Origin of the sequence: Pedobacter kyungheensis (assembly GCF_000812965.1) — a bacterium.
Lineage (GTDB): Bacteria > Bacteroidota > Bacteroidia > Sphingobacteriales > Sphingobacteriaceae > Pedobacter > Pedobacter kyungheensis.
This window is the reverse complement of the sequence record NZ_JSYN01000010.1, coordinates 145520-164323: the sequence shown is the minus strand read 5'-3', so window position 1 is coordinate 164323 and position 18804 is coordinate 145520. Positions and strand designations below refer to the sequence as shown.

Sequence of the window (18804 nt, the reverse complement as noted above, 5' to 3'; positions counted from 1 at the left end):
CATTGGCATCAATACTATCAGAGCTTTAGATGACTTAAAAGAAATGAGCTCAATAATAGTGAGCTCATATTCCAGTTTTTTTAAGTTTATTTTTGAGGGGTATCTACCCGTTTAGTAATTGATACTAGAAATTAATTTCTAGTATATCTTTTAAAAGCCTTTATAAGAAAGTATATTATTAAGGCAAGAATGATTGCAATTAGTATTTTAAGAGCTAATATTTCCCATATAAAATGAGTAACTTCCATGTCTTTCATAATGTTTAATTAAATGATTTTACTTTAGTAGCTACAAATTCCCCTGATCGATGGTTAATGTCAATAATAAATGTTATTCTCATGCTATAAAGTCGACCTATATCTTTTAAAATTAGATTCAAACTTAAGTATCCTAATACTTCTACTCTAGTTATATCTCCATTAGCATTTTGACTAAAATCACTCTGCTTCCAATCCATGAATGGAGCAAATCCCCAAATATCAGAAGTGACATTTTCAACTTTATATTGTGAACTTTCGGCATTATTTAACTTAATACTAACGTCAATTCCAGAAATGCCGTCTACATTATATCTGATTCTTCCAGTTTTTTCAATGATTGCATTCTTTGAGATTTCATTTCGAATTTGTTCTAAGTAAACATTTAATTCCTCTATGGAAGAAATCTTTTTTGCTTTTTCTTTATCAATATTATCATTATTGACAAATTTATCCCCATCTTTCATGTTAACTGACGCACTTTCTCCACTTCCAACACCACCTCCCCCAGGGCCCCCACCACCAGCGTCATTTCCTCCAGGTTTGTCACATGCATAATATTCAGATAATACACTTAATATGTGCATCCGAAGCATTGCACAAGATTCGGGAGTACCACTAGTATAAAACTCATCATAAAGTCTAATTAATTCTTTTAAAACTCTGTATTTGCAAATATCTGAAGCTTCTGTCGAGCCAGTATACATAATCAAGATATATCTTGCTGCTTCTGGTGAATCTGCGAATGCTTGCAAATCATCGGGTATTTCACATGCAGTAAAATTAACGTCCTCGAAACTCCCGCCTACAGTCATTAATTTTTCCTTTTTTACGTTAGGTCTGGCCTCAGCTAAATAATTTTTCCATTTTCCGGTATCTAGTGTTGGTAGTTTATAGTTAGCATCTTTTTTGGACATATTATAAACCGACTGCAAGTGTCTGCTACTTATACTATCAAGCTCAGCTACAGTTCCCCCCAGTTGAAGCCATTGTTTTTTAATGGTGTTTTGTGCTTTACCTAATATTATGGTATTATTTAAAAAAGGTGTTATCAGGTCTTTCAATGATGAATTTGGATTATCTTTCCTTGCTTTATCAAGCATAAATATTACCCAGCGTGGATCTGATACCGTAAGCCATTCTTTTTTTAATACTTCGTTGCTCTTTATGTTTGATGATATCTGTTCTTCTTTTTTACAGGAACAAATAAGTAAGATAGTCATTGTAAATAGTACCAGTGGCCTTATTATATTCAAGCGTTTTTCCATAAAATTTGTTTTTCATTTGTGTCAAAACTAAGTGACTGTATTCGTATATTTTTTGATAAAAGTCAAAAAACAAATCTATTTTCTAATCCTGCTTAAAGTTTCCTGAGAAATACCCAGATAAGAAGCAATGTGACCTAACGAAACCCTTTGGAAAAGCTGAGGATTCCGCTTAAGTAACTGTTCATAGCGTTCTTTGGCGCTTAGTATTCTGAGGTCATTTGCCTGCATCTCGTTGCGGATGTAATAATATTCGGTTAGCTTGCGACCAATGAAATTAAAATCCATGTATTTGAGATACAGTTCATCTAATTTCTCTCTTTTTACTGCAATTAAAGTCGCATCTTCCAAAGTTTCTATGTACTCGAAACTCGGTTGTCCGGTAAAGAAACTGTAAACAGAAATCAGTAATTCATTTTCGAACAAAAACCAGGTATTGGTTTGCTTTCCATCCTTATCCAGATAATATACCCTTGCAGCACCGTTTACAATAAAGTAAATGGTATTGCTGCTCTCGCCGGCACTTAATAATGTGGTTTTTCTTTTTACCTGAATAACATTGCTGTTTTTAACAATAGCAGATTTTAGTTCATCGCTGAGCGGATGAATATTGCTAAAAACAGTAAATAAACTTTGATAATTTTCTAAATAATCCTCTTGTAGCATAATTCTTTTTTAACGGGACGCTATCATTAATTCGGGATTACTCAAATGTAGTATTTGTTATGTTAATATTGTCGGGGTTATCGATTTTTGTTTAAAATTTATAAACAATTGTTGGTTTAATGGTAGGTATGCTTTAAAAAACAAAAGCACCGGTTTTTAACTGGTGCTTTTTGATTTTTCGAATAGATTGCCACGTCTCGATGAAGGATCGAGACTCGCAATGACGATTCTTTTTTATTTTTTCAATCCAATTTCTCTCAGACGTTCATCCAGATACTCACCGGCAGTCATATCGCTGTAGGCTTTAGGATGCTCAGCATCGATAGTTGATGGTAAGCTGGTTAAATCCATATCACTGCGTGGGTGCAGGAAGAAAGGAACTGAGAAACGCGAGGTTTTCATCAGCTCGCGTGGCGGATTTACCACCCTGTGCGTAGTCGATTTTAATTTGTTGTTGGTTAAACGCTGTAACATATCGCCCACGTTTACCACAATATCGGTATGGTGTGCTTTAATAGGTAACCACTCGTTGCTGCGGGTTAAAACTTCTAAACCATCAGCGCTTGCACCAATTAATAAGGTAATTAGGTTAATGTCTTCATGGGCACCTGCACGTACTGCATCATCCGGAATCAATTCGGGGTTTTCGATCGGGAAGTAATGGATACCTCTTAAAATCGAATTTCCATTGTGCACATGCTTGTCGAAATAGTTAATTGGCAATTCCAGATAAGTAGCAATAGCACGCAATAAGTGCGTTCCGTTTTCTTCCAGTTTCTTATAAATTTCGCTGGTAACCGGATTAAATTCAGGTAATTCTGTTAAAACCTCGTTGTCCGGATATTCGTTTTTAACCGGATCGCCATCGGTAACCTCCTGACCAATTTGCCAGAATTCTTTCAAATCGGGTGTTTTGGCGCCTTTGGCTGTTTCTTTTCCGGCACTGGTATAACCACGTTGGCCAGCCAGTTCAGGTTTTTCATATTTCCTTTTTGTTTCTACCGGTAAAGCAAAAGCAGCTTTAATGTTTTCGTAAAGCTTATCAATCAGCTCCTGGCTCAAGCCGTGGTTGGTAATGGTTACAAAGCCCGAATCGTTAAATGCTCTGCCCAGTTCATCAGAAAACTTTTTGCGTTCTGCTTCGGTGCCGTTAATGTACGAGCCTAAATCTAAACAAGGGATATAAGGTGTTGACATAATTTTAAATTTAATGTTGTACGAATTTAGAAAGAATTGTTAATAACTGGTTTTGGTGTTGATGAAATGCTATTAATGGATTAATATACAGTTTTTTAAGTTATTAACAAAAACAGTAAAGGCTGTAAAATGTTCTATTGTCACACTAAATCCATTATAATTTATTCACAAACTGTCAGTCGTTTTATTTCGTATCATTAAGAAGAAATCATCCAAAGATGTACTAAGCATTTAAGGATTATTTTTAATGCAAAAATAAACACACATGAAAAAGATAATTTTAATACTATTGGCTGTTTTGGCCATCAATCAGGTACAGGCGCAAGGTAAAAAAACAGAAAAGGCAACCTTTGGTATGGGCTGTTTCTGGTGTACCGAAGCCATTTTTCAGCGCCTTAAGGGGGTGATTTCGGTTAAATCAGGTTATGAAGGCGGTACTTTGAGCAATCCAACCTACGAGGAGGTATGTACAGGCGCAACCGGACATGCAGAAGTACTCGAGATTACCTACAACCCGTTGGTAATCTCTTATGATGAGTTGCTGGAAGTATTCTGGAAAAGCCACGATCCTACGACACTTAACCGCCAGGGTGCCGACAGCGGAACGCAATACCGTTCGGTTATTTTTTACCACAATGCGGAGCAGAAAGCCGCAGCCGAGAAGTACAAGGCCGAATTGAATAAAACCAATGCTTATGGCAAAAAAGTAGTTACGGCCATTGAGGCTGCCAAACCTTTCTATGTTGCCGAAAACTACCACCAGAATTATTTTAATAAAAACGGAAGTGAGCCTTATTGCAGGTTGGTTATCCAGCCCAAAATAGAAAAACTGGAAAAAATATTTAAAGCAAAACTTAAGAATTAACCTAATCACTCTGCTGTGGTAAAAAGAATAGTAGTTAATATCAATACTCCCGAGATTGCGGCTGCAGCCCGTTTTTATCAGGATATTTTAGGGTTGGAAGTGATGATGGATCACGGTTGGATAACAACTTATGGTGCAGCAGGGCAAAAAATGGACGTGCAAATTAGTTTTGCTGCTGAAGGTGGGTCGGGCACAGCAACGCCCGATCTGTCTATTGAGGTAGAAGATGTAGATCAGGTATTGGAAAAAGTAAAGGCAGCCGGATTTCCGGTTGAGTACGGCCCTGTTAACGAAGTTTGGGGTGTAAGACGGTTCTATACGCGCGATCCCTTCGGTAAACTGGTTAATATTTTGAGCCATAACGAATAAATATGAGCGGCTTTTTGGTAAACAATTAGAATTAAACCTGTTTTACTTTTTGATGGGGTTCTTCATTAACGAACTTTTAAAAAATCAGCAGATTTTAAGGTAAAATGATAAATTTATTTGTGAAATATTGGTTGTATTTAGGAAATTAACATTAGAGCCTTTTGTTTATTGAATGTCTTTTTTGATATATCTCTGATTCGGGCGAAAATTTGGATTAAAATTTGATTAGAATCAATTAAAAAGAGAGCAGTATTTCTCGTTTTTACGCAATTTTTTTCAGATTTAATACGCTAAAATTCGTAGGATGTTTAAAATCGTGTTAAATTTGTAACTCCTTTAGAATAAGATGACAAAAAAGAAAAAGACAGTTGGTAAAACTGACGCTGATGTAATTTTAATAGGGGCGGGCATCATGAGTGCAACCCTGGGTGTTTTATTAAAACAATTAGAACCCAATTTAAGCATTGAAATTTACGAACGTTTAGATATTGCGGCAGCAGAAAGTTCTGATGCCTGGAATAACGCCGGAACGGGACATTCTGCTTTTTGCGAATTAAACTACACGCCCGAGAAGAAGGACGGTACAGTTGAAACAAAAAAGGCGGTTCAGATTGCCGAGCATTTCGAAGTTTCTAAACAGTTTTGGTCATACTTAGTAACAAAGGGATTGGTTTCAGATCCTTGTAATTTTATCCGCAACATTCCGCACATGAGTTTTGTTTGGGGTAAAAAGAATGTCGATTACCTGAAAAAACGCTACGATGCATTAACCCAATGCGATTTGTTTAGCGATATGCAGTATACCGAAGATACCGAACTCGTAAAAACCTGGGCACCATTGATTATGGAAGGCCGCAAAAAAAACGAGAAGGTTGCTGCAACTAAAATGGATTTAGGTACCGATGTTAACTTTGGTACGCTTACCCGCGATATGTTTAATAACCTTAAACAACAGCCTAACGTTAATTTGTTCTTCAACCACGAAATCCGCGATTTGAAAAAAAATAAGGATGGTAACTGGATTGTAAAGGTAAAAGACCTGGATAGTGGCGATAAACGTAAGCGTGTAGCTAAATTTGTGTTTATCGGTGCTGGCGGTGGTTCTTTGCCATTGTTAGAAAAATCTGATATTCCAGAAGGAAAAGGTTTTGGCGGTTTCCCGGTGAGCGGGCAATGGTTAAAATGTACCAACGAAGAAATTATTAAAAAACACCACGCAAAGGTTTACGGTAAAGCTGCAGTTGGTGCTCCGCCGATGTCGGTTCCACACCTGGATACCCGTATGATTAATGGCAAGCAAGCGCTGTTGTTTGGCCCTTACGCTGGTTTCTCGACTAAATTCCTTAAAAACGGTTCGTTTTTAGATTTACCAAAATCGATAAAATTTAACAATATCCGCCCGATGATTTCGGCCGGGCTGCACAATTTGGATTTAACGAAATATTTAATTGAGCAGGTTAGACAATCGCCTGAAGACAGGTTAGAAGCGTTAAAAGAATATTTACCAACTGCCGAATTAAAAGATTGGGAACTGGAATACGCTGGTCAAAGGGTACAGGTGATTAAAAAGGATGAGAAAAAAGGCGGTATTTTAGAATTTGGCACTGAAGTAGTAAACGCTGCCGATGGTTCTATTGCAGCTTTATTGGGCGCTTCTCCGGGTGCATCAACCGCCGTTTCTATTATGCTCGATTTATTGAACCGTTGCTTTGCAGAAGATTTAGCTACCGACGAGTGGCAGGCTAAAATCAGAGAGATGATCCCGACTTATGGTAAAGCTTTGGCTCAGGATCCGGTACTTTGCAAAGAAACCAGAACGAGAACATCTAAGGTGTTGAAAATAGAAAATACGGTGGTTGCTTAATATATTGCCACTATAAATTATATCAAAGGTCTGTGTTTTACACAGGCCTTTTTTGTTGGACTTATCGGCGGTGGCTCACCGATCGAAACCGGGATCAATAAAGCCCGGATCGGTAATGCTGGTTGGTGGGTCACCAACCAGTAGGTAAAAGTTCTATTCGCAACCCCATTGGTCGGTGGCCCACCGACCGAAACCGAGATCAATAAAGCTGGTTGGTTGGCCACCAACCATTAGGTAATAGGTAGCGGCCTTAAATAAAAAGGGTATCCAATTGCTTGAATACCCTCTGTTTATCAAATTATTTTTTTATTGCTTAAGCTGCAATCACTTCTGCAACTTCTTCAGCAGAAATATCGCTGTGCGAAGCTTCTAATACGCATTCACCGTGTTTAATTAATAAAATCTGCGGCGATTGGTGTGCCACCTGAAATATTTCGGCAATCTGGTTCGAAATATCGCGATAGCTAATCAGGTCTAAAAAGAAAAGTTTAGTATCCGATGGAATCACATCCCAATCAAACTCAAAGTTCTTTTTAGCCATCAGGCTGATTGAGCAACGTGTGCTGTGCTTAAAAATAAGGCTGTAGCCACTTGCATTTTTGATTTCTTCAAGTTGTTCTACTGAAGTTAAATTAACCCAATTCATGAATATATTTATTGTTTTCAGAATAACATTGGCAATGGAATAAAGTTCTGCAAATGACCTGAATATGAGAATTAAGAGATAAAAGATTAATTTCTTCTGCGCTTTCCTTCAGGATAAGATCCGTATGCAGGACAAAGTTTAGAAGAACAAGATTCTAAAATGGTAATGGTGCAAAACACCGCCAATAATAAAATGGCTACTTTTTTCATCTGTATAAGTTTGTTTCAAATTGATGAAGCTTTCATGAAAAGCATGATGGTTTCATCAGATCGGATTAATATTGAATCTCTAAGTTACAAATAATTATTAAAACGCAATGTTAAATGTTAGCAGAAAAATCGGCCATTTTAATTGCCGTAATTGCGGCTTCATCGCCTTTATTGCCATGTTTACCACCTGCACGGTCTTGCGCCTGCTCGAGGTTATTGGTTGTTAAAACTCCAAAAATTACGGGTTTACTATACTTAATGCCAACATTGGTTACTCCTTGTGCTACTGCATCGCAAATAAAATCGAAATGTTTGGTGTCGCCCTGTATTACACAGCCCAGGCAAATTACAGCATCAATATCTTTTCTTTTGCTTAACAAAATTTCGGCACCACCGGTTAATTCGAAACTGCCGGGTACAGGTAACGAAACAATGTTTTCTGCTTTAACGCCGTTGGCCAGTAAAGTTTTTAATGCACCATTGTACAAAGCGCCGGTAATTTCGGCATTCCACTCGGCTACGATAATACCGAATTTATAGTCTGCTCCGCTAGGAACCGTAGTATGAGAGAAATCGGATAGATTTTTTAGTTGTGTTGACATGCGTGCAAAGATAAGCTTATGCATTGAATGTAAAAAAACTTAATGTTTGTAACTTGTAACATTTAATCGGTTAATACTTAGATTAGTATCCAAATCGGATAAAACGCTAAATCTTTATGGAATTTTTACGTCCTGCCCATCTATATTAAAACCTCAGTTATTTATGAACCAATTTTTACGCTTTTTCGCTTCCATTTGTTGCACCTTTTTATTTTCGCTAAATGTATCGGCGCAGCAATATACTTTAGATGATTTTTACCGGGTAGATTCGATTGCCAACCGCGCCCAGCCTAAAGATGCCCTGGCATTGATTGGAAAAATTAACAAACAGGCACGCGAAACACATAACACGCCTTTAATTATCAAATCGGTAATTTATCGCATGTTGTTTCAAAGCTATCTGGAAGAAGATGCCTTTAACCAAATCCTGATCGATTTACGTCAGGATATCAACATCGCCAAACAACCCGAAAAAAGTATCCTGCAATCGCTGCTGGCCGAAACCTACTGGAATTACCTGAGAGATAATAACTGGCAGATTATGCAACGAACCGAAGTACAGGGCGAAATTGGCGATGATATTAAAACCTGGGACATCAAAAAACTGAATAAAGAAACTGTAAAATATTACCTCTTATCATTAAATGAAGTTTCGCTTTTACAACAAACTAAAGTTGATGTTTTAGATGCAGTTTTAGCAGGAGATAAAAGCAGCAGGAATTTCAGGCCAACACTTTACGATTTACTGGCACACCGTGCTATTGATGTTTTTAGCAATACACAAATCAACCTGACCAGTTACGATGATGAGTTGCTGGATAAAAACAATCCGGCATTATTGGGTAGCCGCGCTGATTTTTTAGCCGTTAAATTATCTGTTGATAGTATTTCATTTAAGATACAGGCGCTGCAGTTATTCAAAAACCTAATCAGTTTTCATCAAAGCAATAATAATTTACCTGCCCTCACCGATGTTGACCTGAGCAGGCTCAAATTTGTTCGGCAGTATTTTATGAGCGATAATCCCGAAGCTTTTGCATCAGCTTTAAGCCGTTTGGCCGAACAAAGTATGGGGAGCGAAGTTTATGCCGATGTTTTGTATGAGCAAGCTTTGATTCATAAAAATGCAGTGCTGCAGATTGATACCAACAAACAAAATCTGATCACGGCAGTTGCCCTGGCTGAAAAGGCTATCAAAAGTTATCCTAAAAGTATCGGCGCAAAAAATGCTGAAAATTTAATTAGCCAGATTAAAAGCAGCCAGCTTACCATCCAAACCAAAGGCTATTTACAGCCCGAAAAAGCTGCCCAACTGCATTTGTCATATAAAAATGTTGATACGGTATATTTCAAGCTTTTTAAAAAACCTGAAGATAAAAATGAGTATCAGCAGTTTGATAGCAAAAAGGATTTTTTCGATTTCCTGAAAAATAAAAAGACTTTAAAAGAGTGGATGGTAGTAGTACCCAAAACCAGCGATTACCAGACACATACTTTAATTGATAAAATGGAGGGTTTGCCTTTTAACGATTACACCTTAATTGCCCAGACCATTAACCGCGCACAGCAGGATACCGTTTACAGTATAATCAATTTTCAGGTCACCGGTATGGCAGTAATCAACAGGATTAATATCGATAAACACGAATATTTTGTGAGTCAGCTTAACAATGGTGCTCCTTTAAAAAACGTTAAAATTCAGCAACAGCGATACGATTACAATACCCGTAAATATGTTAACGGTGCTTTGCTCACCACTAACGATCAGGGGTATGCCAGCACCAGTGAAATCAATAATAACATATCCTGGGCACTGGTTACGCTGGGTAAAGATGAACTGAAATTCAACATCAACAATTACAATTACTATCGGGATAAGGAAGACGAAAACCGTGTGATCTTTTTTACCGATAGGCCCATTTACCGGCCGGGGCAAACTGTTTACTACAAAGGTTTATGCTTGTTATCAAACGATGGCAAAAACAAAATTGAGGTAAATAAAACACTCGAAGTTTATTTTATGGATGCCAATGGAAAGAAAATTGCCACAACCAGTGTAACGAGTAATGATTACGGTACCTTTCAGGGATCGTTCAGCATTCCAATGGGCAAATTAAATGGGCAGATGACCATCGGCACTTATGATGGTCAAATTGCCGTGCAGGTAGAAGAGTATAAGAGGCCAACTTTCGAAGTCGTTTTTGATAAACCCAACCAGCGATATAAACTAAACGACAGCATTAAGGTTATGGGCAAGGCCAACGCTTTTTCGGGATATTCGGTAAGTAACGCCAGTGTGAATTATAAGGTTTTTCGCAGGGCGCTTTACGATTATCGGTTAAATAATGTGGAGCAATCGGCTATTTATGGTTCACGTGCCTTTGAAAGAAAACAAGTGGCTATTGGTAAAACAACAACCAGGGCAGGAGGCAAATTTGATATTACATTTTTTGCAAAAGCTATTGATACGAAACTGAATTACAGTTATGATATTGAAGTAGAAGTAATCGATTTAAATGGCGAAACCCGGAGCAAAACCACTTCAGTTAATGCAGGGCGAAAAGATATTAATCTGAGCGTGAGTGGCGAACAGGTTATTTATGTGGATAGTAAGCGGGATAGCCTTGATTTTTGGGTGAGCAACTTAAATAACGAACCCATTAAGGCCAGTGTTAAAGCCGAATGGAGTTTGTTGCAGGCTCCGTCAAGGTTGATGAATAAAAGTCCGTTTTATGCCGAAAAGTATACCATGACCAAAGAGGAGTTTATCAAAATTTTCCCTGATGAAGATTATAACAATGAACTGGAAGTGGCCAAATGGCCGGTAAAATCAGTAGAACTGAAACAAAATCTTACTGTTAAAAGTGGCAGGGGCAATTTGGAATTTAGCCAGCGCGATTTAAAACCAGGCTACTACAAAATTAATTTAACAGCCATTAACGGGCAAAATGATACCATTAAAGTAGATAAATATCTGGTGGTTTACCATGAGCAGCCAGCCCAAATCCAATCCAATGCAGAGTGGGTAAGTACAGTGGCAAGTGTAATTAAACCTGGTGAAAGTGCTGTTTTTCGTTTGGCGGGTTTATCTGATAACAGTAAGGGCTATTATGAAGTGTATTACCGCGATAGTGTTACCCGTAAAGTTTGGCTTAACCTCTCAACTAAACAAAGCATCGTGACCATTAAACCCGATGCCAATTATGAAGATGGCTTTGCAGTGCAGTTTATTATGGTGCATGAGGGCATGGTTTACAATTCAATGCAACAGGTTAGGATGCTGGATCCTAAAAAAGCGCTCGATATAAAATTTTTAACCTTCAGGGATAAATTGCAACCCGGAGAAAAGGAAAACTGGAAATTGCAAATCAGCAATAGCAATGGCGAAAAGCAAATGGCCGAAATGATTGCCACCCTTTACGATGCCAGTCTGGACGACTTTAAGAAAATGGATTGGAACCCTTCTTTACAAACCAGTTTTAACTACTACTTCTACAATTGGACATTTAATACCAACAATAAGGCTAATCCAGGCTATTTATGGTTTTTAAGGTCAGGCATCGATTACGCTACCATTACCCGTAAGTACGAAAACCTTAATCTCTTTGGTTACAGTTATTATGGCGGTTACAATTACGCTTACCGCAACTACATTAGTAACCTAAAGCGGGGCAAAAAGAAAGGGTTATTGCCAGAAGCTATTCAAAAACTGGCTGAGCTTGAAAAGGGCAAGTTGACCTATGGTGTGGTGTTCGATGATCAGGGAGAAACATTACCCGGTGTGCAGATCAGGTCAGGTAAATCGGTAACCACCACCAATGTATTCGGTATATACACCATCGATGTCAAAGCCGGCGATAAGATTAGTTTTGCTTACATCGGTTTTAAGAACCAAACCGTGGTTGTGGGGAATAAAAAGAGAATGGACATAACCCTGAAGGCTGATGGACAAGCCTTAAATGAGGTAATGGTAGTAGGATATGGAACACAACGAAAGGCAAGTATGACTGGTTCTGTTACCCAGGTGTCGAGTGCACCATTGGAGGGCAAGGTGGCTGGGCTTATTGTCTCTCCAGTAGGTGAAGGTTCCAGAGATAAACTTGAATTTGCTGTTGGGGAGCCTACATTACGTCAGGAAGTTGAAGGCCGGTCAAATAAAAAAACAGAGGTGGTTGCCCGTACCAATTTCAACGAACTGGCATTTTTCTATCCGCAATTGTTAATCGATGCCAATGGCGAAATCAAGATCGAATTTACCATTCCACAATCGTTAACACGTTATAAAATGATGGGTTTTGCCCACACCAAAGATTTAAAAACGGCATCGGTTACCAAAGAGCTTGTTACTCAGAAACAACTCGCCATTGCGATTAATACACCACGGTTTTTCCGCGAAGGCGATACCATTTTGTTAAGTGCTAAGCTGAACAATTTAGCTGGTAAAAAACTGGATGGTAAGGCCAGTTTAGCCTTAACCGATGCATTAACAGGCAAACCAATTCAGATTTTTGGTCTGGCAGATAAACCTGAAAAAGCTTTTGAAGTGGACAATGAAGGTAGTTCGGTTTTAAAATGGACATTGATTATCCCATCGGGTATCAGTGCCATTACCTACAAGGTTTTGGCTGAAAGTGGCAAGTTTAGCGATGGCGAAGAAAATACCATTCCGGTGTTACCGAATGCCATGCTGGTAACCGAAAGTATGCCGGTAAACGTGCGCGGTAACAGCACTAGAACATTTAATATGGAAAAACTCGAAAAATCAGGTGCATCGAAAACTTTACGCAACCAAAGTTTAACCTTCGAGTTTACCTCCAACCCGGTTTGGTATGCCGTACAGGCCTTACCTTATCTGATGGAGTACCCTTACGAGTGTGCCGAACAAACTTTCAGCCGCTTTTATGCCAATAGCTTTGCTACGGGAATCATCAATTCATCGCCAAAAATTAAAACAGTTTTTGCGCAGTGGCAAAACACCAACAACGGTGAAGCGCTTTTATCCAATCTGGAGAAAAATCAGGAACTAAAAGCCGTTTTACTCGAAGAAACACCATGGGTACGCAATGCCGATAACGAAAGCGAACGTAAAAAACGCCTGGCTGTACTTTTCGATTTAAACCGGATGACCTATGAATTGAAGAACAATTACGATAAGCTGGTCAAAATGCAGTACAACAATGGTGCATTTCCGTGGTTTACCGGCATGAGAGAAGATCGCTACATTACCCAGCACATTGTTTTAGGTATGGGGCAGCTAAAAAAACTGAAAATGGTCGATGAAAAAGCTTATCCGGGTTTTAATACCATACTCAATAAAGCCATTGCTTATTTAGATGCGCAATTGGTTCAGGATTATAAACAGGAACTGAAAGGAAATCACTTCGGCTATCTGCCACTACATTATTTATTTGCCAGAAGTTACAGCAATCCGAAAAATACGAATGCAGACTTTGTAAAAGCGAGAGATTTTTACCTGAAAAGATTAACCGCAAACTGGAAAACTTTCGATACCTATCAGTTGGCGCAAACCGCTTTGGTTTTAAGCAGAAATGGCAGTGGGTCAGAAGCTCAAAAGATCATCACCTTACTTAAACAGACCGCACAACAAAGTGAGGAGCTGGGTATGTACTGGGTTAAAAATAAAGCGGGCTGGTGGTGGTACCAAAGTCCGGTTGAAACACAAGCTTTGCTGATCGAAGCTTTTGATGAAGTAGCCGGTGATGCGAAAGCTGTTGAGGAAATGAAAATCTGGTTGCTGAAAAATAAACAAACCAACGATTGGAAAACTACAAAGGCTACAGTTGCGGCCTGTTATGCTTTATTGATGAAAGGCACTGATTTGCTAAGTGAAAGCAATGAACCGGAAATCACTATCGGTAATCAGAAACTAAACGATTTGCAAGGTCCGGAGGCTGTAAAAGAAGCGGGCACAGGATATCAGAAAGTAACGATCGCAGGTGTAAACGTAAAACCAGAAATGGGCAGGGTGCAAGTTAAAAATAACAACCAAACCGTTGCCTGGGGTGCCTTGTACTGGCAATATTTTGAACAACTGGATAAAATTACACCGGCCAGTACAGGTGTTAAAATTAAAAAACAGCTGTTTTTACAAAAGGCCGGCAATACGGGTAATATTTTAACTCCTTTAACCGCTACTAATGTTTTAGCGCCCGGCGATTTGGTAAAAGTAAGGGTAGAAATAGTTTGCGATCGCGATATGGAGTACATCCACTTAAAAGATATGCGCTCATCTGGCTTTGAACCGGTTAATGTAATTTCGAGGTATAAGTACCAGGATGGTTTGGGCTATTACGAAAGTGCCAAAGATGCTTCGACCAATTTCTTTATCAGTTACATGCCTAAAGGTACTTATGTGTTCGAATATCCGTTAAGGGTTACACACTCCGGCAATTTTTCGAACGGTATTACCACTTTGCAAAGCATGTATGCACCTGAGTTTACGACCCATTCGGCAGGAATACGTGTGAATGTAAAGTAAGCTAGGTAAGTTGGATGCCGCTGTAGGTGGCTCCAATTGGAATAACTTTTTCTTCTATCCAGATTTGGCTGCGGTCAAATCTGGATATTTTATTTTTAGCTACAATAAACGCCCGGTGACAACGGATAAAATCTGTTTTGGGTAGTAGATCGGCCAGATCGTTAATGGTGATGCGCGAGCTTAGCAGTTTGTTTTTAAGCTGAATTTGGGTATAATTGCCCGATGCTTCGATGTATAAAATTTCATCCAGTTCTACTTTTACCTGTTCGTAGCCATCTTTAATAAAAATGTGGCTGGCTTTGGTCTCCTGTTTTTCGCTCCGCAGGTTAAACAGCTCATGTGCCTTATTGCAGGCTTTTAAAAAGCGCGAAAGGGAAAAGGGCTTGAGCAGGTAATCAACCGCATCAAGTTCGAAACTTTGTACGGCATGTTCGGTATAGGCGGTGGTAAAAACAACCATAGGTGGCTTGCTCAGGCTTTTTAAAAAATCAATCCCACTAATATCCGGCATTTTAATGTCGAGAAAAATCAGGTCAATTTTGTGTTGCTGAAGGTAAGTGATGGCCGCAAAAGCATCGGTAAAAGTCTCCTGCAAAGTGATAAACGGAACTTTTGAGGAATGCGATTTTATAATATCTAATGCAATGGGTTCATCATCTATAGCAATGGCAATCATTTTTTCTCGTCGGTGTCAGGCTGAGCGGAGTCGAAGCCTACTGTTTTTTGTAATTTTTATGGCTGGTTATATTGTTGCAAACTGAAAGTGGCCTAAGCTTATCCCAATTGTCATTTATAATCGCCTCTTTCTTTTTCCTTGACCAGCCTTTAACTTGTTTTTCAAATTCTATGGCTTCATTTACATCTTCAAAGTGTTCGCAAAATACTAAAACTAATGGTCTTCTCCCAGCAGTATAACAAGTTGGGTTTACAGCGTTTTTATGTTTTATGCTTTAAAGACGCTTTGACTCCGCTACCATTGACAGACTGCGTAGAAAAATCGTCATTTCGACTGGAGCCGGCCGGTTCTTCACCGGTGGCGGAATGGAGAAATCTATTTAGACAGGTTTCTCGACTACGTTGCCCCCGATAGCTATCGGGGCCGCTCGAAATGACGACCCCGGAAGAGGCTGTCAGTTATATTGATTTTATACAATAAATTACACCTCAGCGTGACAAGCTTTAAGAAGACATCGAATTGCCATCCTGAGTCAATTCGAAGAACTAAACCAACTCCAACGTTAAATGTACAAAAAACTCATTGGCACTTTCGCGGATAATTAATTCGTGCTTGCCTGGATAAAGCAACGAAAGACGTTGTTTTACATTTTCGAGCCCGATACCACTTTTTAATTTTTCGGGGTCATTATCAGCCTTAATGTAAATGCTGTTGCTTACATCAAAGTATAAGGTACTTTCTTTAGTCTGTAAAGTCATTTTGATGTAGGAAGGTTGTTGCAGGCTGATGCCATGTTTAAAAGCATTTTCGATAAAGGGGATCAGCAACATAGGGGTAATCTGCAGGTTGTTGATCTGCTCTTCAATCTGGGCTTCAATGCGAATATCTGCTGACCGTGAAGTGCGTAATTTTTGCAGGTCGATATAATTGTTCAGGTATTCTACTTCGCGCGTAAGAGAAATCTTATCCTGCGTGTTTTCGTGCAACATAAAACGCATCATATCGCCGAGTTTCTGGATACCTTCGCCTGTTCTCTCGGCATTTTCCTGCAAAGCCGTACCAAACAGTGTATTTAAAGCATTAAATAAAAAGTGAGGATTGATTTGAGATTTTAAGAAATTTAAACTTGCATCTGATTTGCCCAGTTCGGTTTTCAGCATCTGGATTTCCGTTTGCTTCTCGAATTTGTTTTTATAAATGTACCAGGCCAATGGGGTGGTAATACAAACCATCGCTATGGCGGCTAATATTAATGTAACCGGCACAGTCTCGCCATTGCGCATAAACGGAACCAGCATAATTAACAACAGGAGCGTGATGAGTGAACTAACAGCCACATTACCCCAAAAGTAACGGCCAAAACCTTTCTGGTTTTTACGCAGGTTTGGAATAATGTAATAAATAGAACAGAAGGCAAGAAAAATATTTACCGGAGGCGCAATTAGCCAGATAACCAGTAAATCATAATCCAGCTTAAATGAAAGCACAGCTGCAAACACCAAAAGCGAAATCAGCCAGATCCGGGTAGTAGTAAAAATCTCCTGAACAATATTGTGATTGTAATCCCTTAAAAACTGGATTTTATTTAATAGTTCAAGGCCCCTTTCGTTAAAAAAGGCGTATGCATTAAATAAAAGGTACAGGAAAAATACGTAGGTAAAGGCCTCACCAAAAAGCATATCGTAAGCATTGCTCATGTTGTCGAAGTCGACTAAGCGATAAGCCTGTGCGTAAGTATTGGCCACCATCCAGCCTACAATAGAAAAGCCGGTCACCAAAATTGAAAGTATAATGTTTAGTGCAATATTATTCTTCCTTGATAGCTGTGGCATAAAACAGAAGTTGAACAACAGAAAACTGATATACACCACACTGATTTTGAACATTTCGGGCAGGAAAAAGTTCTTCATTACGCTGTATTCGATACTGCTTGCGCTAAAATGATAGGAATATCCCGAATTATAGGTGGTTTGTGTACAAATGCTGATCAATGCCAGGATATAGAGTGTGGTTGAGATCCAGAACTCTAGTTGGTTAATGTTTTTTGCTTTTTCGGAAGCAGGATTGCCAGAAATAATTTCCATTGTGTTGATTTGTTTATGCCACAATTTTACAAAGCGCAATAATACCAATATTTAAAATGTGACAGACAGGGCTAAAAATGTGACGAACGACTACGGTCCATGTGTTGGACAGGATTTTTAGGATTGAAAGATTTTAAGATCAGATAGGATGAAACTTTGACCGAATATTCCCACTTTCCACCATACATCTTACATGAATGCATTACTGCGCCGTCAGATGTTTCCATCTGATGGTTATTTTAGTCAATCGGCTATTTGAATTAAGTCGATCGTAATCAACCGCTATCAGGTTATTTATTATCTTTGACTAAATTTTTAAGATTAAGTGTTTTCATTTAATCATTCAATAATTCACTCATTTAATTTATTATGACCGTTTACGGAATTCCAAATTGCAATACAGTTAAAAAATCGCTCGATTGGTTAAAGGCAAACCAAATTGATTTCGAATTTCACGATTTTAAGAAAAAGGGCATTACTACCGAAAAGTTAAACGAGTGGTGCAATATTTTTGGCTGGGAAACCGTGCTTAACCGCAAAGGCTTAACCTGGAAAAAGCTGACTAAAGAAGAGCAGGCAGCAATCAATAATCAGGACTTAGCTATTGCCTATTTAAAAGAAAATACCAGTGCCATTAAGCGTCCGGTTATTGAGCAAAACAACAAGGCTGTATTAATCGGTTTTGATGAGGATAATTATTTAAAAACACTAATCTAATTCCGTTTGTTATAATGTTAAAGTTTGTTAAAAGCAGATTTTAAACGAATAACTAAATTACTTTTGAATATGCGCAAACTAATCATTTTTCTATTGCTGGCTCTGCCTTTTGGTGCTTTTGCACAAACGGTTACTACAGGTACAGTTTTCGATTTTTCGAAGAAAACACTTTCATTACCTGGTGTAACCATTAGAAATCTGAACAGTAAAAAAACAACTACTACCAATAAAGAGGGAAGGTATACCATTGGGGCCAACGTTGGCGATCTGATCGAATTTTCTGCCGTGGGTTACCATACCGATACCTTATATTTAACCAATCTGTTAAACCGGACCATTTACCTGCCGGTTAAAACCAATAATTTGAAAGATGTAAATATCAGTGCGGTAAGAATGAACAGCCAGATTACTGATGCGAAAGACCCCCTGGCCGAAAAATATACCTTGCTTAGTACCGGAGGAAACCTGAACCGTAAACGAATGACAGATAAAGTTGGTGGTTTAAACCTGAACCTGGGCTACGGCAAGTACAAAAGGCAACAGCGTAAAGAAGCCGATTTAGAGGAGAAAGAGATGTACATGGAGGAAATTGACGAGAACTTTACTGCAAAGGCCATTACTGATCTAACCAAGCTGGAAGGCGAAGAACTTAAAAACTTCATGATTATTTACCGCCCTTCGGTTGAGGCTGTAAAAGGCGAAAGACCATTCCGCTATAGCTTTTATATTTCGCGGGCTTTTGTTGCCTGGAAAAAATTAACCCCACAGGAAAGAAAATTGCAGGATTTGCCAAAATTAAAGGCAGATCAATAACCAATTACTAGCTGATTGGTAACATTATAACCACATATAAATCTATATGTGGTTATTTTTTATATTTACCTCCAC

The 18804-nt window shown here is 38.7% G+C and carries 15 protein-coding genes; 6 read left to right on the top strand and 9 right to left on the bottom strand.

From position 1 onward, the window contains the following. Positions 1-262: 262 nt before the first annotated feature. From OC25_RS10385 to OC25_RS10375, 3 genes are all read right to left on the bottom strand, one after another. Positions 263-1525 (bottom strand): hypothetical protein, encoded by a 1263-nt coding sequence (locus OC25_RS10385; protein WP_039475341.1) that lies wholly within the window; start codon positions 1523-1525, stop codon positions 263-265. Positions 1526-1600: 75 nt separating this feature from the next. Then, positions 1601-2188, bottom strand: coding sequence for a Crp/Fnr family transcriptional regulator (locus OC25_RS10380; RefSeq protein WP_039475339.1), 588 nt, complete (start codon positions 2186-2188; stop codon positions 1601-1603). Between the two features lie 234 nt (positions 2189-2422). Beyond that, complete coding sequence (locus OC25_RS10375) at positions 2423-3385, bottom strand: isopenicillin N synthase family dioxygenase (RefSeq protein ID WP_039475334.1); 963 nt, start codon at positions 3383-3385, stop codon at positions 2423-2425. Positions 3386-3650: 265 nt separating this feature from the next. Here OC25_RS10375 and msrA point away from each other — a divergent pair, with 265 nt between their 5' ends. From msrA to OC25_RS10360, 3 genes are all read left to right on the top strand, one after another. Beyond that, the gene (gene msrA / locus OC25_RS10370) at positions 3651-4250 is read left to right on the top strand and encodes a peptide-methionine (S)-S-oxide reductase MsrA (RefSeq protein WP_082018570.1); all 600 of its coding nucleotides are present in this window, start codon (positions 3651-3653) and stop codon (positions 4248-4250) included. A 15-nt stretch (positions 4251-4265) separates the two neighbouring features. Continuing rightward, complete coding sequence (locus tag OC25_RS10365) at positions 4266-4619, top strand: VOC family protein (protein ID WP_039475331.1); 354 nt, start codon at positions 4266-4268, stop codon at positions 4617-4619. A 346-nt stretch (positions 4620-4965) separates the two neighbouring features. Continuing rightward, entirely contained in the window at positions 4966-6483 is a 1518-nt protein-coding gene (locus tag OC25_RS10360) for a malate:quinone oxidoreductase (RefSeq protein WP_039475328.1), read from the top strand. Positions 6484-6796: 313 nt separating this feature from the next. On the opposite strand, the gene ytxJ is transcribed toward OC25_RS10360, so the two are convergent. From ytxJ to ribH, 3 genes are all read right to left on the bottom strand, one after another. After that, entirely contained in the window at positions 6797-7129 is a 333-nt protein-coding gene (gene ytxJ, locus OC25_RS10350; RefSeq protein ID WP_039475324.1) for a bacillithiol system redox-active protein YtxJ, read from the bottom strand. An 86-nt stretch (positions 7130-7215) separates the two neighbouring features. Further along, entirely contained in the window at positions 7216-7338 is a 123-nt protein-coding gene (locus tag OC25_RS28460) for a hypothetical protein (protein WP_255420130.1), read from the bottom strand. A 110-nt stretch (positions 7339-7448) separates the two neighbouring features. Beyond that, positions 7449-7940, bottom strand: a complete 492-nt coding sequence (gene ribH, locus OC25_RS10345; RefSeq protein WP_039475321.1) for a 6,7-dimethyl-8-ribityllumazine synthase — start codon at positions 7938-7940, stop codon at positions 7449-7451. 163 nt (positions 7941-8103) lie between these two features. Here ribH and OC25_RS26865 point away from each other — a divergent pair, with 163 nt between their 5' ends. Beyond that, the gene (locus tag OC25_RS26865) at positions 8104-14439 is read left to right on the top strand and encodes an alpha-2-macroglobulin family protein (RefSeq protein ID WP_052266114.1); all 6336 of its coding nucleotides are present in this window, start codon (positions 8104-8106) and stop codon (positions 14437-14439) included. A 1-nt stretch (position 14440) separates the two neighbouring features. Here the strand turns inward: OC25_RS26865 and OC25_RS10335 are convergent, their stop codons facing one another. The 3 genes from OC25_RS10335 to OC25_RS27325 all read right to left on the bottom strand — a co-directional run bounded on the left by OC25_RS10335 (position 14441) and on the right by OC25_RS27325 (position 17199). Beyond that, positions 14441-15115: a LytR/AlgR family response regulator transcription factor gene (locus OC25_RS10335; RefSeq protein ID WP_039475318.1), complete on the bottom strand. Its 675-nt coding sequence runs from the start codon at positions 15113-15115 to the stop codon at positions 14441-14443. Between the two features lie 37 nt (positions 15116-15152). Then, positions 15153-15386, bottom strand: a complete 234-nt coding sequence (locus OC25_RS28365; protein WP_245221956.1) for a GIY-YIG nuclease family protein — start codon at positions 15384-15386, stop codon at positions 15153-15155. 274 nt (positions 15387-15660) lie between these two features. Continuing rightward, entirely contained in the window at positions 15661-17199 is a 1539-nt protein-coding gene (locus OC25_RS27325; protein WP_039475315.1) for a sensor histidine kinase, read from the bottom strand. A gap of 369 nt (positions 17200-17568) precedes the next feature. On the opposite strand from OC25_RS27325, the gene OC25_RS10325 reads away from it, so the two are divergent. Beyond that, positions 17569-17916 carry a Spx/MgsR family RNA polymerase-binding regulatory protein gene (locus OC25_RS10325; RefSeq protein ID WP_039475312.1) on the top strand — a complete coding sequence of 116 codons (348 nt, stop codon included), beginning with the start codon at positions 17569-17571 and terminating at the stop codon, positions 17914-17916. Positions 17917-17985: 69 nt separating this feature from the next. Next, positions 17986-18729 carry a carboxypeptidase-like regulatory domain-containing protein gene (locus OC25_RS10320; RefSeq protein ID WP_039475309.1) on the top strand — a complete coding sequence of 248 codons (744 nt, stop codon included), beginning with the start codon at positions 17986-17988 and terminating at the stop codon, positions 18727-18729. The last annotated feature ends 75 nt before the right edge of the window (positions 18730-18804 follow it).

Coding starts and splice junctions, on each gene's coding strand:
- OC25_RS26865 (WP_052266114.1), top strand. CDS start 8,104: ATGAACCAATTTTTACGCTTTTTCGCTTCCATTTGTTGCACCTTTTTA.
- ytxJ (WP_039475324.1), bottom strand. CDS start 7,129: ATGAATTGGGTTAATTTAACTTCAGTAGAACAACTTGAAGAAATCAAA.
- OC25_RS10380 (WP_039475339.1), bottom strand. CDS start 2,188: ATGCTACAAGAGGATTATTTAGAAAATTATCAAAGTTTATTTACTGTT.
- OC25_RS10325 (WP_039475312.1), top strand. CDS start 17,569: ATGACCGTTTACGGAATTCCAAATTGCAATACAGTTAAAAAATCGCTC.
- msrA (WP_082018570.1), top strand. CDS start 3,651: ATGAAAAAGATAATTTTAATACTATTGGCTGTTTTGGCCATCAATCAG.
- OC25_RS27325 (WP_039475315.1), bottom strand. CDS start 17,199: ATGGAAATTATTTCTGGCAATCCTGCTTCCGAAAAAGCAAAAAACATT.
- OC25_RS10360 (WP_039475328.1), top strand. CDS start 4,966: ATGACAAAAAAGAAAAAGACAGTTGGTAAAACTGACGCTGATGTAATT.
- OC25_RS10320 (WP_039475309.1), top strand. CDS start 17,986: ATGCGCAAACTAATCATTTTTCTATTGCTGGCTCTGCCTTTTGGTGCT.
- ribH (WP_039475321.1), bottom strand. CDS start 7,940: ATGTCAACACAACTAAAAAATCTATCCGATTTCTCTCATACTACGGTT.
- OC25_RS10385 (WP_039475341.1), bottom strand. CDS start 1,525: ATGGAAAAACGCTTGAATATAATAAGGCCACTGGTACTATTTACAATG.
- OC25_RS28460 (WP_255420130.1), bottom strand. CDS start 7,338: ATGAAAAAAGTAGCCATTTTATTATTGGCGGTGTTTTGCACCATTACC.
- OC25_RS10335 (WP_039475318.1), bottom strand. CDS start 15,115: ATGATTGCCATTGCTATAGATGATGAACCCATTGCATTAGATATTATA.
- OC25_RS10375 (WP_039475334.1), bottom strand. CDS start 3,385: ATGTCAACACCTTATATCCCTTGTTTAGATTTAGGCTCGTACATTAAC.